A 14128-nucleotide genomic window follows, 5' to 3' on the forward strand; every position below is an offset into this window, starting at 1 on the left:
TTTACACCAGCCCCAACCTAAGCTAACGCAGCCAATGTGACGATCTATGACCGCTACTTCTGAAGAGCATGCCGCGCTGCGTATCGCATCGGGAAGCAAACCGTTTGTCGAGCCGTTGCGCCTCGGCGAGCGGCTCAAGCAAATCCGCCTTGCTAATCAGTGGACACTGGAAGACGTTAGCCAGCGTACCGGGCTTGCCCGCTCGACGCTTTCCAAAATCGAAAATGACCAGGTGTCCCCCTCTTTCAGCGTGGTACAAAAGCTGACCACCGGTCTTAACATTGACCTTCCCCAACTGCTTACGCCCCCTAAGCGGGAGCGTTATACCATGGGGCGGCGCGATTTAACTCGTAAGGGCAAAGGGCAACTGCACCCCACACCTACCTACGAACATGAGCTGCTGGGACACCAGCTAGCGCAAAAGCGTATGATCCCATTCAAAACCATCGTACGAGCGCGGAGTTTTGATGAATATCACCAATGGGTGCGCCACGATGGCGAAGAGTTTTTAATGGTGTTGCATGGCGATGTTATGCTTTATACCGAATTCTACGCACCGCTTGTGCTAGAAGAAGGTGACAGCATCTATTTTGATAGCGACATGGGCCATGCGCTCGTTTCCACTAGTCAGGACGATGCGATTGTGCTTTCGGTGTGTACTCGCGGTGACATTGCCTAGTCGTCGCCAATTTCGCTTGTTACAGACAGTTGGTAGGCTTTGGTAGTCCGGCCAGGCGAGCAATTCGCTTTGCAGGGCTGCCGGGAAATAGTTGCATCAGATAAATCGAGCGCCCCTTCTCTTCGCCCAATGCGTTTTTCGTTGCCTTAACAAGAGGCCGCATGGCTGGTGCCATTTCGTAGCGTTGGTAAAATGCCCTTACGACATCAATGATTTCCCAGTGGGCTTGAGTAAGCGTTAAGCCCTCTTCTTCAGCCATCAACTGAGCGATGGTTTCGTTCCATTCCGCTTGATTAACTAGGTATCCCTCCGGATCTAGCTCCCATTGTTTTTCTGAATCAAGATAACGGTATATTTTCTGATCCGACATGATTAATACCAGGTAACTGTTTTATCGTACTTCTCGGTAAGTTCCACAAAACCTTCCATCTCTAGCGTGGGTAGTACATTATCGATGGCAATGTGGTAAAGCCCACGCGCGGCTAAATCTTCTGACAGCAAGTAAATACGCGATTGAAACTGCTGCCAGGCTGCCCATGTTGGGTCAAGCGCAGCACTGACTCCTTCTTCAATCAATAACACGGCGTCCTGTTCTCCTACCGCTTGCTGCATTTGAATGGATCCGGTGCTTTTAGGCGCTTTGGTGAGGATGTGTAGAATCATTATTACCTCACTAGAAGTTGAGTATGTTGGCGTGTTGTTGCAATAACCCGGGTACTTCTTGGGCCGCTATCAGGGTGACTCCCGCCACTAACGAATCGGCGCTTAAATGCATGCTTTGCAGCGACTCTTTCGCAACCCAAAGCTGATCAATATCGTACATTTCAAGCATATCGATGGTGGGGAGGGTCGCTTTTTGGCCCGGCGCGCCACTGCCCTGCTCTTTAACTAGCGCCATTATACCCTGTCCCATAAACAATAAATGCACAGGCTGGCCGAAAGCCGCAGCGACCAAAGCAGCATCCAACCCTTCACGTAGCCAGTTTGAACTGTGCGGTGCGTGGCGAATAATAACTAATAGCGCCTCAGGTGCCGCCATGGGCCCTCCTTTCAAGCAAAGGTAATGAATCGATCGGAGCGCTGCTGTAACTCAAGCAATTGACCAAGACCGGTTAATTCAAAGGGAGGTATAATATTAAAAGCCTGCTTTCCATGTCGCTGCGCTTCGGTCTCACTCATCAAACCGCGCCGCAGTGCTGCAGCGATACAGACATCTAATTGCAACCCATGCTGTTGGTGCAACTCTACCCAGGCGTCATGTAGATTGAGCTCATCCTGAGGAGGCGCCATCAACGAAGAGGCATTGTGAACGCCGTCGTGATAGAAAAACACCCCCGCTATTTGATGGCCACGCGCTATAACGGCATGGGCAAAACGCAATGCAGAGTGCGGTGCCGGGCTGCTATATGGCGCACCCATCACTAATAAACCGTACTGCATCATTTTAATACCTAGTGACGGTTACCCTAAAAAAAAGACAGACCCTAAAAATAGGGCCTGTCATATTATCGTCTAGCGCTGCCTGATATCAGTCGTTGCTCATAATACCCAGAATCGACAACAGGCTAACAAACAAGTTGTAGATGGATACGTAGAGCGTCACGGTGGCGAGAATATAGTTATTTTCGCCAGCCCGGTGAATAATCTCACTGGTCTGATAAAGGATGGCGGCTGAAGCAAACAGCACAAAGCCAGCTGACACCATCAGTGATAGCGCAGGGATGTTAAAGAAGATTCCTGCCACCATCGCCAGAATCAGCACGATGGCACCTGCCATCAAGAAGTTGCTTAGAAAGCTAAAATCTTTCTTGGTGGTTAGCGCAATGGCTGATAGGCCAACGAACGTCAAACCTGTCATAGCCAGTGCATTCATGATCAACGCACCGCCATTAGGCAGGGTCAGGTAGGCAGAAAGAATCGGCCCTAACGTAAAACCCATAAAGCCCGTAAACGCAAACGTTGCCAACAAGCCAGCCGCAGAGTTCGCTGTTTTATGAACCAGGAACATTAGGCCATAGGCGCCAATAAAGAACACGAAGATGTTCATTTGTTGGATGCCAAGAGCGACAGCGGCGCCTGCAGTGACTGCTGAGAACAGCAGCGTCATAGCCAGTAGCGCATAAGTGTTTCGCAACACCTTGTTAGTACTGACACTGTTGGCAACGCCGCCCGACTGGGGACGTGCCATACGTGAATCATTGTAAGCCATGTGTTCATGCTCCCTAATGGTATTTCCAACAACTGACAAGAATGCCGTTGCTGAGTTCCAGACGCAAGTCTTTGTCTATCTTACACAGTCTACCGAATAAATGGTTATTCAACGTTGAAGCAGTTCAATCAGCATCGGCTATGCTTCATCAACACTCGATTGGACACAAAAACATGAAAAAAATTCTACTCCCAGGCAGCGCTTTGACGCTCTTATTTTTAGCGCTGCCGGCTTCAGCATTCTCCCCCGCGGGGAAAGATATTGCTTACAACGTCAACGGTGAAGACTTTCTGGGCTATTTCATTACTGGCGGTGAAAACGCAAAGGGCAGCGTGCTTATCATCCATGACTGGGATGGGCTGGATGGTTATGAGTGGCAACGCGCAGACATGCTGGCCAGTGAAGGCTACGACGTGTTTGCTGTCGATCTTTACGGTGAAGGTAATCGTCCCCAGTCTGTGGAGGAGAAACGAGCCGCCACGAATCGACTGTACCAAGATAGAGAGCGTATGCGCGCGCTAACGCTGGGTGGTTTAGCGCAAGCACGAGAACAAGGCGCGGCCGAACAAACAGTGATTATGGGCTACTGTTTTGGCGGCGCAGTAGCGTTGGAAATTGCTCGCTCCGGTGAGGCAGACAACATTGCCGCCTATACCAGCTTCCATGGTGGGCTAACGACACCCGACGGTCAGGGCTATTCCAGTGAAACAGCGCCAATATTCATCGCCCATGGCGGCGCTGACAGTTCAGTGAGCTTAGATGACGTAGCCACCCTGGCCGAGGAGCTGGAAACCTCAGGGGTGACCTATGAGATTGGCATTTATTCGGGTGCACCGCATGCCTTTAGCGTATTTGGCAGCGATGCTTACCACGAACGCGCCGACCAGCGCTCATGGGCGACCTTTAATGTCTGGCTGGAGGAGATGCTTTAAATAGCTAACGTCCTAGCAGCGTGATCCGCTGCTAGGTTTTATTCATCATGGCTTTATTCGTCATGCGGTTATCATTCACCGCATTTACAAAAAGCCTTTGTTTAACTTTGTACGTCTTTGTCGTCTTCATCTTTATGCGGGGTAACGGTTGTCACCGCCGTGTTACGGGCATCTTGTGGTGAATTATAGAGACGAACGTCTATCACATGCAGCACCGCCAATTGCGCAAACAAAACCACAAAACAGACGAGCAAACCTTTCAACATGGCGGCATATCCAGAGGGGTGAGTATTAAACGCATAGTAGTCGATAGCTAGCCAAACACAATCTATTTATGCGCTAGGAAACTCTCTATTTGAGGGACTTGAAAAGTGCATTAAGTAACCACTTAATTGCGCAAAAAACGACATTTGTAAGAGCGCCGTTAGTCGCCCTTCTCACAGATGGTCTACAGTGAAAGATGTTCCAAAACCAAGGAGAGGAAGATGTCGACATTTATCGTCTACAGAGCAGTCAAGGAAGGTGCCGAAATCGATTCACAACCCGAATGGTGGGTAGTTGATACCCGTGATGAGAGTGACAGGGATGGGGAGCTTGTTAGACATCGCTGCGCAACAAAACCCGAGGCTGACCAAGAAGTGCAACAGCTTAATGAACAGTACGATGCTGGCTGAGCGACAATAAAGCGCCAGCTCTTTGAAACATCATCTGTTTAGGCTTTACTTATTTAGTCATTTTCCAACTACAGAAGGGAGGCGCAGGCCTCCCCTTTTAATAACTCGTAATAACTCGCCGTTGTAATATAAATGAGCGATGCGTTAGGAAGATGGCAGTCATTCATCTTTAGAAGAGACTGTTCGCAAATCCTCTACCGTCACCCCCTCTGGCAAATCCGACTCATCTGCGGGGAGCCATACCGGTGAAAGGTCACTATCTTCTCTGCCGTCCTCGAACTGATGACCTGGGATTCGATAAACCACTTGATTGTGATGATGATCCCATGCAAATACACGATCCATATGCTTATTCCTAAGAAAGAAACCTTTAAATATGACAGCGACTTTCCACACAATGTTCCGTATCAGCTAAGCTACCTATCTCCCTTTTTGCGATGTTGATGACAGGAGCCTGCCTTGAAGGAAACTCACCATAAGAAAGGACGACGGGACGCCCTGCGCGCCAGGTTTAAGAAGAGCCTGGAAGAACGTAGAGCTTCCGCGCCCCGCCGTAGAATTGGTGCTCGAGCAACGCGACAGCAGTTCTTGGAAGCGACTCGAAACGTGGGCGTTATCGTGGTGGCGACCTGTTTTACAGCAGGCTGGGTAGTCACCAATCCTAGCCTAAATACCGATAATGTTTGGCTAGGCGTGGGGCTAGGTATACTCTTGATCTTTGTAGGGTCTTTCGGCTATGGTTATGTAGAGCGAGACAAAACCTCAGATGAGGAAAATAAGCCATGAATGAATTAATTCTTGCCGGAATGTTGATGAGCCTTGCGGTTGTGTCAGGCGGCATGGTTTGGAGTCAGCATAGAGAGCACCACGGTAAAAAATCGTTATCCGACAGTGCGTTTTCTTGGATCGCTAAGCGTTTCGCTTAAACAAGGTCCGTGTTCATAATGCTGCTCAAAATATAAAAGGGTCGCCAATAGCGGCCCTTTTTGTTTATTCAAAGCCCGAAGACAATGTACGAAGTCCACGTACGAAAACAACGTACGAAAACAACGTACGAAGATAACGTACTATGCATACATAGTGTCCCCTCGACGCCTGCGCCAGTCAAATTAGGCCTTCAAAAAATCACAGTAAGTGAGCGATATGCCCGTTATTCAGCGATTACTCCGCGTACTTAAAGCATCTACGCTTCAAATCTCGTGGACTTTTCTTCTACTTGTTGTGCTCGCGCATATGGGTTCCTCCTGGGCACTTTTTGTAATGGTTGGCGAAACGATGGCCAACACCTTTACCGATTGGCTCTATTTTTACGTTGTCGTATCAAGCACCGTGGGCTTCGGTGATTTCAGCCCTCAAACAGTCGCCGGCAAATGGATCGCTACCCTCTATCTCATCCCAGGCGGTATTGCGTTATTTGCAGCATTGATCGGTAAAGCCACTGTCACAATTTCAAATTTTTGGAGAATTCAAATGCAAGGGAAAGGCGATTTTCGTCATCTATCCGGCCATACCCTCGTCATTGGCTGGCATGGCGAAACAACAGAACGCATATTGGATATTCTCAAGGCCGATAAAGGCCTGCCTGATGAAGTAGTGCTTTGCGTGACCAAAGAAATGAGCAATCCGCGCCCGGCCGATTTGAAATTCATTAAAGGCGAGAGTTTTTCCAATGCAGAGCTTCTCAAGCGGGCAGGTATTGAAAGCGCCAGCCGCATCATCATATACGACACAAGCGATGATCGCGTTGCCACGGTCGCACTGAGTGCCTATAGCCTTAAAGGGAAAAATGCTCATATCGTTGCGCACTGCGCTAATCCTGATACGGCAGCGATGTTACGGCGAACCTTGCCAGGTATCGAATGCACTCAAGCGCTCGCATTAGAAATGTTGGTTCGATCCGCCTCAGATGCAGGGATTTCTCGAGTAGTCAACGAACTGCTGGCCGTCGATCGCGGTGCTACTCAGTACCAAACCAGATTAAGTCACCCGCCTGCTGGTGCCACCTTTGGTGATCTATTTATACAAGCGAAAAATGTCTGCAACGCTACTGTGCTAGGAATTGCCAGCGGCCAGGACGATGTCGATGGAAGCATGTTAAATCCCGCCACAGATCGCCCGTTACAGGATGGAGACATCGTTTATTACATGGCCAACACGCGGCTTTCACAGCACCAGCTAGGTGAACTGCTCAGCGAGGCTCGCTAGTTAGACGCCGTACCCAAACGATGGATACGCCGCCTACAGAGATCCCATTCCGGCAAATCACATATAGCGTCAGCTTTCTTGATTAGGGTAAGGCGTTTGCTTCAATAGCTTTGCAAGGTGAACGCAATTGCGCGCAAGCCCAGCCGTAGCGGTTTGAATAATCTCAGGCGTCTGGTCCAAATCCTTGAAGTCGGTTGACTGCATTGCTTCGCCTACCCAGTAGGTAGAAGCATTCGCTGGAATGGTGAACCCCACATCATTCAAGCCCTGGAACAGCTCGGCAATAATGTGATGGGCGCCATCTTCATTACCCACCACGACCACTCCCGCTACGGTGCCATACGATACGAGCCGGCCTTGGTCATCTGTCTCACCAAGAAAGGCATCAAGCCGTTCTAGGACACGCTGACAAAGACTGGAATGGTGCCCTAACCACACGGGACTACCGAGGATGAAGATATCAGCGTCAAGAATTTTCTGACGAAGCTGAGGCCAGTCATCGCCTTCACCCTCGTCAGACGTCACACCGGGCTTGATATTATAATCAACAGCACGAACCTGCTCACCGGTAACACCGTGTCGTTCAAGCTCTGCTAGTGTTTCGGCTATAAGCCGCTCACAAGACGACTCGTCAGGTGAAGGTGTGAGAGTGCAATTAATTGCGAATGCCGTAAGTGCCATGTTCTACCTCCATGTGAAAAAAACACTTCAATCACTATTTCAATTACTATTTCAATTACTATCTCTACTCAACGCTCTTACCGTGCGAGGGCCGAGCAATGTGGTCAAAATCCCGAGCTAGCGTCTCTAAATCACGATTCAAAGCCTCACCTGCCATCGGCCGCCCATGTCCGGTTAACACGACGCTAGGCTTCAGCGCCGCCAGGCGTCGCACAGAGTCGCGTGCGGCGTCCCAATCAGGAGTAAAATAACGGGGTGGTCCGCTAAGCTCTTCATGCTGAGTCAGCACTTGATAGAGTTCATCTTGTCGGACGGTAACGAAAGCGTCACCGACGATCATGGCGCGATCCGAGTCACGAAAAAAGGAGACATGCCCTTGAGTATGGCCGGGTGTTGCTATCCAACGCCACCCCGGCATGCCGGGCACGCTACCGTCTTCAGGCAAGGTCTGGATGCGTGGCCGCAGGTCCACCGGTGTGTTGGGAAAGAGGCTTGATAGCTTGGCAATGAGGCCGCCCTCCACCTGAGTATCCGGATAGGGATAATCCTTCTCACCTGTCAGGTAGGGCATCTCTAAGGCGTGGGCGTAAATCGGCACATCCCAATGTTCGGCTAGCTCAATAACCGAACCAACGTGATCGAAGTGGCCATGGGTGAGTATGATGGCTTTAGGACGAGAATTCTCACCAAAGCGTGATGCCGCTGCTTCTGCTATCAAGTTCTTGCTTTTGGGCATGCCAGCATCAACCAACACCCAATCGCCGCTCTTAGGTAGGCCAACGAAACAGACGTTAACTATCTTAACCGTTAGCCCAACCACATCGGGCAGTACCTCGAAGAGGTCACCGCTCTTCATTGATGTCATAGGCATCGCTTTGTGGTGATGCGGGTTATGAGGCATAGAGGTCCCTCTCTATTGGCGGCTAGTGCTATCTATTTGCAATTAAAGCTACGTATTGCAATTAAAGCTACATAGTTGGCGTAACGCCATGCGAATCCCTCGCTTTGCTACGTTTGCAGAGTATTGATTAAAGCTAGCAATCAACACGAGAAATGGCAATCGACGTATCCTGCGATCACTTCTTCTTACGCATGAAAGGAAACACCTTCGCCATGCTATCCGCCATCACTTGATCGAGCGGTTTGTGATCCAAGCTAACAGCCGCCCTGGCGGCGGTATACGTTCCCTTATATTCCTTTGCTATCTCACTATCAGTCATGCTGTCGGGTAGCTGTTCTTTTGCACGGATAGCATCGATGACGTCCTTGTTCATGCCCTTCTCCTTTTCGCATCAGTACTAGTCAGCATAGTGATTAGTCAGCGTAGCTCATCGCTGCGCGTTGTGATGTGACCAGAGGAAATCAATGTGCGTTAGGCACTCTGCAACATGCTCTGAAAAGCCTCGGTCTCAAGGGGATAAGCCAGGAGAAACCCCTGGATACGATTGCAGCCGTGTGCTTGCAGCCAGGCCAGCTGTGACTGCGTCTCTACCCCCTCGGCTACCGTCCTTAGCCCGAATGCCTGGGCCATGGAGAGAGTAGCCCGGGCAATGGCCTCGTCGTGATCGTTTTTACCCAGGCCGTCGACAAAAGTTTTATCAATTTTGAGTTCGGCCAGAGGTAGCCGCTTGAGGTTGACCAAGCATGAATAGCCGGTCCCGAAATCATCGATAGCCAGTTTAATGCCGCCTTCATGAAGCTCACGGATTTCTTGGTAAACAGTATCGGAGTGTTCGGTGAGCGTGCCCTCAGTGAACTCCACTTGGAGCTGGCCCGGTGATATTCCGTATCGCGCCATAATTTCGCGTAAACGAGAAGCAAATTTGCCTTCACGAAAGGTTTTAGGACTCACATTGAAGGAAATGACCGGTGGTTTGAGCCCTGCCGCTTGCCACTCATGAATATCTTTGCACATTAACTCTTGCACCCGCCAACCCAGCTCTGTAATCAAATCAGACCTTTCAGCGATGGGAATGAAACGCTCTGGGCTAATGGGTCCCTTCTCGCGGTTATCCCAGCGCAGCAAAGCCTCGGCGCCCAAGAGCCGTTTAGGGTCGCTCGCGTCAAATTGCGGATGATACAGGAGGCGTAACTCCCCATTGGAAAGCGCGCGGCGCAAGGCCTCCTCAAGCGCACTATCATCAAGCAGTTGCTGGTGCAGTTCCGATTTATAAAGCCGCAGCCGGTTGCGCCCCTCCTCCTTGGCTCGGTACATAGCCATGTCGGCCGCCTGGGATAAGCTATCCACGTCCTCGCCGTCTTGAGGATATAAAGCCAACCCCGCGCTGGCCGTGACACGCAGGTTACGTCCACGAACCTTGAAGGTTCCGGCGAGTCTCGTTATCAGGCGCTGTGCGATGAAACCAGCCTCCTCGGCATCGCATACGTTCAGCACTATTGTGAATTCGTCACCGCCAATCCGTGCGACCGTATCCAACTCCCGCACCGACTCCCTAAGCTGGCCGGCCACCCGCACCAGCAGCTCGTCCCCCATCTCATGGCCAAGCGTGTCATTGACATCTTTAAAGTGGTCTAAATCCAGGAACAAGAGGGCCACATGCCCCCCGTTGTTCTGAGCTTGAGCGATAGCCTGTTGAACCCGGTCCCGAAACAGGCTGCGGTTGGGTAGCCCCGTCAGTGCGTCGTGGCTAGCCAGGTATTCAATCTTGCGCTGCGATTCCTTGATCTGGCTGATATCGGAAAATACGGCCACTAAATTGCGGGGCAGCCCCTCTTCGTCGTTAATGCGATTAATGGTGAGCCATTCCGGGAAGATTTCTCCATTCTTGCGACGGTCCCATATTTCACCCTGCCAGCAGCCTCGCTTGTTAAGGCTTTCCCATAATTTTTTATAAAAAAACTGACCCTGGCGTTCAGATTTGACTAAACCGCTCATGGTAACGCCCAAGGCGTCGCTCTCTGTATAGCCGGTAATAGCGGTGAAAGCTTTATTGATAGACTGGATGCAGCCGGAGGGATCCATTACTACGATGGCTTCACCGATTTCATCAGACACCCTGGCAGCAATGCGCAGTTTATCCTCTGTACGCCGCCGCTCCGTTATGTCTATCAGAGCGCAACGAAACCGAGCAGTGGCTGAGTCAACGGAAGTCTCAACCACGCTCTCCATACGCACCGTGCGCATGGCCTCTTCGTCCACGGCTAGGGTCAGATCGACGGCTTTTTGGCGTCTCGTAGAGGCAAGTGAGCGCCAGTGAAGGTGTAACGCATCCTGTGACTCGGCAGCTACGAAGCTAGATAATAAACAGCCAGCCAGATTGGTGCCCGAATCGAGCAGTTGGACAGCGGCTCGGTTGGCCTCCTGGATGCGTCCTTTGGCATCCAGGAGCAGTATTCCCATCGGCGCCAACTCGAAGAGGTCACGGTAGGATTTCTGAGCCATTTCCCGCGCGTTATCGAGCCGGTCCCGCGTCTGCAATAACTCCTCATTCTGAATGCGAAGCTCTTCCTGATGCAGCTCCAACTCAGAGACCAGGGATTGAATATCCTCCTCGGTCCAGTTGGAGACGTCAGTGAGTTCATGACATAGGCTATCGCGAGCCGCTTTCCTTAGTGCCTCCGGTGAGAGTGGCTGAGGATATTTCTGATCCATGACTGGGATTCCTTCCGATACTTTCCGAAGGCTTGGACGTTAGCCTGTGAATACCAATAGAGAGCAAAATCATCGCTGAATCTTCTTCCAATTCTAGGCGGCGCCCGTTCATGCGCAAGCAAGTCGGTACCGCATCACAGAGATCCATGCTCAGTTCGAAGTCATGAAAAGCCTGTCGCTGCGGCAGTACTTCTGCTAATAGGGCTCTCAATTCCGGATGATCCCACTGCCCGTCCTCCAGGCTAAACAGGCTTTTGCCTTCCACTTCTTCTGGGGTATGGGGGAAAATACGATAGAAGCCATCATTTACGGAGACCACTCGAAAAGCAGCATCGAGCACTAATAGAGGCTCGGGGACGGTGTCGACGACCGCTCTAAAAAAGGCCTCGTTCCGGATCACTCCCTGGGCGACCTGGATGTCCTGAAAGGTACAAACCACGCCGCGGATGACATTCCGAGTGCTGCGATAGGGCTGGATACGTAGCAGGTGCCAGTGGCCAGTCGTTGTTTGTACTTTTATCTCTTTGGTAACCAGGGTATCCAATACAGCGTCGGCGTCTTCCAGTAACCCGTTATAACGCAGCTTAGTGGTCAGCTCGCTCAGAGGTCGGCCTATATCGGAAGAGCGCACTGCGATCAGTTTCTGTACAGGGGTAGTGAAGCGTTTGATATTCAGGGCTTCGTCGAGAAATAGAGTGGCGAGGTGTGTGCTGTCTAAAAGATTTTTAAGGTCATCGTTGACCTCGGTAAGGTCGTCGACGCGTATATTGAGCTCGGCATTGACGCTGCGCAGCTCTTGATTGAGGGATTCCACTTCCTCTTTGGCGGCTTCTAGTTCTTCATTGCTGCTCTGGAGCTCCTCGTTCATTGACTGGAGCTCCTCATTCAAGGACTGTAACTCCTGGTTAGCGGCCTGCATCTCCTTGATCGCAATCTGCTTTTCTTGCCTGAGGGCCTCGAGCTTCTCAATAAGGTGAGCTTCGGCTTCAGTGCCACCGTTACTTGTGCGTTGGAGGTCGGTTTTTGGGCCAATACTCTCACTTTCGGTCTTAGCTGCCTCTGACATTGGCTCATGATGTAAGGCCACCAAGCGAAATCCCGCCAGCGCCTTTGGTGTCCGGATCAGTTGCACTTCCAACCGGGCCCTCTCGGTACTGCCATGGGCCAGAACTTGTACCTGCCGGCTCACTAGATCGGTATCACCGTTGGCCACCTTCTGTAGCGCCTGATTAAGCGGCTCCCGCAGGCCAGGCCGTGCCATTTCCAGCAACTGATTACGGGCGGGGCCGCTGGCTGGCTCCAGGAAGAGGCCGGTTCGACCATGGACGTACACGACCTCCCCACGGTCGTTGACGATCACCGATGGTGGGGCGAACTGCAAAGCAAGTAGACATTCCACATTGCGAGTAAGGCTATCGTTGGTCCCCACTGCCGGGTTTCTGTCGGCTTCTTGATAGGGTGGTGAGCGTCGGCGGCGGCTAGGCCCAGGCATCTCCAGCAGTCGCGGTGGCAAGGATCCTTCGGCAACACGATAGATTCGGCTTTCCTTGTCCACTACAGAGAAAGCCTCGCTCTGATAATCCAAACTTTCCGAAGGTCCTAACAACAAAAGCCCCTGGCTACGCAAAGCATAGCGGAACAGTACCAGGAGGCGCTCCTGACGGTCGCGTTCAAAATAAATCATAAGATTGCGGCAGGTAATAAGATCCAGACTGGTAAACGGCGGGTCTTGAAGGACATTGTGTTCGGCAAATACCACAATATCGCGCACCTCACGACCAATTCTAACGATGTCGTTCTCAGCGGAGAAATACCGCCGCATGAACGCTTCGCTCATAAATTGGCTGATACTTCTTGGATAACGCCCCACCCGGGCTTTCTCAATAGCCGCTTGATCCACATCCGTGGCGAATACTCTTACCGCAGGAGGCTGCTCCCAGTCCGCTATGCATTCCTGGATGAGGATTGCCAACGTATAGGCCTCCTCTCCGGTAGCACACCCCGGCACCCAGGCGCGGAACTCCTGCCCGGTTCGGGCCGCTTGCTTTAGCAGCGCCGGTAGTTGCTCGCTTAGAGAAAGCCAGGCGTGGGGATCCCGAAAGAAGTTGGTGACGCTGATAATGAACTCTTGGAACAGCAGGTCAATCTCCTCGGGATGATCCTGCAAATAGACCAAGTACGCCTGGGGTTCGTGGATACGTTGCAAGTCCATGCGGCGTTCCAGGCGGCGATTAATCGTGCTGATTTTGTAGCCCGAGAAATCGTGACCGGTACGGTTTCTCACCTGTTGCAATATCTTTTTCAACAGGCCCTGCGGAATCGCGGTCTCGTGGCTTTTCAGGGTCGCCTGACGGTGATTTTGGGATGCCAGATAGCTGGCCAAGGTGGCCGGCATTTCCGTTGGGGGCAACACATAGTCCACTTGGCCGGTGGCAATAGCGTTCGCCGGCATATCACCAAACTCGGCAGTATCCGGGTCTTCGACCATGACCATACCGGCTTGGTATTTAATGGCCTGAACGCCAAGGGTACCGTCACTGCCTGTTCCAGCAAGAACAACCGCGAGAGCTCGGTGTCCCGCCTCCTCCGCCAGCGAGTAAAACAACGTATCGATCGGATGAGGAGGGCCAGCTCGACGATCCACTTCCGTTGATGAGCTTGCCTCCGAGCGTTTGCTGGTTCCTTCGGAGCGGACTAGCTGTCCTCGACTAAGGATCCAACCCTCGTCCGGCAATGCCACATAAACCCTGTTCGGTGCTAGGGCTTCGCCCTCCTCTACAATCTGCACAGGCAGCGCCGCATGTGGCCCCAAAATTTCAGGTAGCAGGCTGCGCTCGCCTTTGGGATGGTGGGTAACAATCACGTATACCGCACCGGTATCGGCAGGCAAATTGGTCAGGAAGGATTTAAGAGACCGGAGTGATCCCGCCGATCCCCCGATGCCTACAATTGGCAGGGCGTCCATAGCGTGATGATCGTGCGGTGGGGACATGCGTTAATCTCGTACGGATAATATTGAGTATTCCTATGTCCTCATAATATATGTTTTTTATCAACGCTGGGGGCCTGCTTTTCTATACTCAAACCCGCAACGTTAGATCGGTATGGGGGCTATGATTCCCTTTGCCCCTTTTC

At 51.6% G+C, this 14128-nt stretch carries 18 protein-coding genes; 6 read left to right on the plus strand and 12 right to left on the minus strand.

Annotation, left to right across the window (positions count from 1 at the left end):
• The first annotated feature begins 46 nt into the window (after positions 1–46).
• Complete coding sequence (locus ACUVOF_RS10060; protein ID WP_447044222.1) at positions 47–679, plus strand: helix-turn-helix domain-containing protein; 633 nt, start codon at positions 47–49, stop codon at positions 677–679.
• Between the two features lie 19 nt (positions 680–698).
• Here ACUVOF_RS10060 and ACUVOF_RS10065 read toward each other — a convergent pair whose 3' ends face one another.
• The 5 genes from ACUVOF_RS10065 to ACUVOF_RS10085 all read right to left on the minus strand — a co-directional run bounded on the left by ACUVOF_RS10065 (position 699) and on the right by ACUVOF_RS10085 (position 2888).
• The gene (locus ACUVOF_RS10065) at positions 699–1049 is read right to left on the minus strand and encodes a TusE/DsrC/DsvC family sulfur relay protein (protein WP_447044223.1); all 351 of its coding nucleotides are present in this window, start codon (positions 1047–1049) and stop codon (positions 699–701) included.
• Between the two features lie 2 nt (positions 1050–1051).
• The gene (gene tusB, locus ACUVOF_RS10070; protein WP_447044224.1) at positions 1052–1342 is read right to left on the minus strand and encodes a sulfurtransferase complex subunit TusB; all 291 of its coding nucleotides are present in this window, start codon (positions 1340–1342) and stop codon (positions 1052–1054) included.
• A gap of 10 nt (positions 1343–1352) precedes the next feature.
• Positions 1353–1718, minus strand: coding sequence for a sulfurtransferase complex subunit TusC (gene tusC, locus ACUVOF_RS10075; RefSeq protein WP_447044225.1), 366 nt, complete (start codon positions 1716–1718; stop codon positions 1353–1355).
• 11 nt (positions 1719–1729) lie between these two features.
• A complete protein-coding gene (gene tusD / locus ACUVOF_RS10080; protein ID WP_447044353.1) occupies positions 1730–2119 on the minus strand; it encodes a sulfurtransferase complex subunit TusD in 390 nt (129 codons plus the stop codon).
• Between the two features lie 88 nt (positions 2120–2207).
• A complete protein-coding gene (locus tag ACUVOF_RS10085) occupies positions 2208–2888 on the minus strand; it encodes a Bax inhibitor-1/YccA family protein (RefSeq protein WP_447044226.1) in 681 nt (226 codons plus the stop codon).
• Between the two features lie 173 nt (positions 2889–3061).
• Here ACUVOF_RS10085 and ACUVOF_RS10090 point away from each other — a divergent pair, with 173 nt between their 5' ends.
• On the plus strand, positions 3062–3820 hold the full coding sequence (locus ACUVOF_RS10090) for a dienelactone hydrolase family protein (protein WP_447044227.1): 759 nt from the start codon (positions 3062–3064) through the stop codon (positions 3818–3820).
• Between the two features lie 101 nt (positions 3821–3921).
• Here ACUVOF_RS10090 and ACUVOF_RS10095 read toward each other — a convergent pair whose 3' ends face one another.
• Positions 3922–4086, minus strand: coding sequence for a hypothetical protein (locus ACUVOF_RS10095; protein ID WP_447044228.1), 165 nt, complete (start codon positions 4084–4086; stop codon positions 3922–3924).
• Positions 4087–4305: 219 nt separating this feature from the next.
• Here ACUVOF_RS10095 and ACUVOF_RS10100 point away from each other — a divergent pair, with 219 nt between their 5' ends.
• Entirely contained in the window at positions 4306–4494 is a 189-nt protein-coding gene (locus ACUVOF_RS10100) for a hypothetical protein (RefSeq protein ID WP_113267836.1), read from the plus strand.
• Positions 4495–4653: 159 nt separating this feature from the next.
• Here ACUVOF_RS10100 and ACUVOF_RS10105 read toward each other — a convergent pair whose 3' ends face one another.
• Positions 4654–4839: a hypothetical protein gene (locus ACUVOF_RS10105; protein WP_113267835.1), complete on the minus strand. Its 186-nt coding sequence runs from the start codon at positions 4837–4839 to the stop codon at positions 4654–4656.
• A 114-nt stretch (positions 4840–4953) separates the two neighbouring features.
• Between ACUVOF_RS10105 and ACUVOF_RS10110 the strand changes: the two genes are divergently transcribed.
• The 3 genes from ACUVOF_RS10110 (at position 4954) to ACUVOF_RS10120 (ending at position 6699) form a co-directional block, all read left to right on the plus strand.
• Positions 4954–5280 carry a hypothetical protein gene (locus ACUVOF_RS10110; protein ID WP_113267834.1) on the plus strand — a complete coding sequence of 109 codons (327 nt, stop codon included), beginning with the start codon at positions 4954–4956 and terminating at the stop codon, positions 5278–5280.
• The gene (locus tag ACUVOF_RS10115) at positions 5277–5420 is read left to right on the plus strand and encodes a hypothetical protein (protein ID WP_447044229.1); all 144 of its coding nucleotides are present in this window, start codon (positions 5277–5279) and stop codon (positions 5418–5420) included. Before ACUVOF_RS10110 ends, ACUVOF_RS10115 begins: the two co-directional genes overlap by 4 nt.
• Before the next feature lie 217 nt (positions 5421–5637).
• Positions 5638–6699 carry an ion channel gene (locus ACUVOF_RS10120; protein WP_447044230.1) on the plus strand — a complete coding sequence of 354 codons (1062 nt, stop codon included), beginning with the start codon at positions 5638–5640 and terminating at the stop codon, positions 6697–6699.
• Between the two features lie 69 nt (positions 6700–6768).
• Here the strand turns inward: ACUVOF_RS10120 and ACUVOF_RS10125 are convergent, their stop codons facing one another.
• The 5 genes from ACUVOF_RS10125 to ACUVOF_RS10145 all read right to left on the minus strand — a co-directional run bounded on the left by ACUVOF_RS10125 (position 6769) and on the right by ACUVOF_RS10145 (position 13985).
• Entirely contained in the window at positions 6769–7380 is a 612-nt protein-coding gene (locus ACUVOF_RS10125) for a flavodoxin family protein (RefSeq protein WP_447044231.1), read from the minus strand.
• Between the two features lie 64 nt (positions 7381–7444).
• Positions 7445–8245: an MBL fold metallo-hydrolase gene (locus ACUVOF_RS10130; RefSeq protein ID WP_447044232.1), complete on the minus strand. Its 801-nt coding sequence runs from the start codon at positions 8243–8245 to the stop codon at positions 7445–7447.
• A gap of 211 nt (positions 8246–8456) precedes the next feature.
• Positions 8457–8654, minus strand: coding sequence for a hypothetical protein (locus ACUVOF_RS10135; RefSeq protein WP_447044233.1), 198 nt, complete (start codon positions 8652–8654; stop codon positions 8457–8459).
• Between the two features lie 98 nt (positions 8655–8752).
• Positions 8753–10993 carry a putative bifunctional diguanylate cyclase/phosphodiesterase gene (locus ACUVOF_RS10140; RefSeq protein ID WP_447044234.1) on the minus strand — a complete coding sequence of 747 codons (2241 nt, stop codon included), beginning with the start codon at positions 10991–10993 and terminating at the stop codon, positions 8753–8755.
• Positions 10932–13985, minus strand: coding sequence for a CheR family methyltransferase (locus ACUVOF_RS10145; RefSeq protein WP_447044235.1), 3054 nt, complete (start codon positions 13983–13985; stop codon positions 10932–10934). Before ACUVOF_RS10145 ends, ACUVOF_RS10140 begins: the two co-directional genes overlap by 62 nt.
• Positions 13986–14128: the final 143 nt, after the last annotated feature.

This window comes from Vreelandella sp. H-I2, assembly GCF_052959335.1.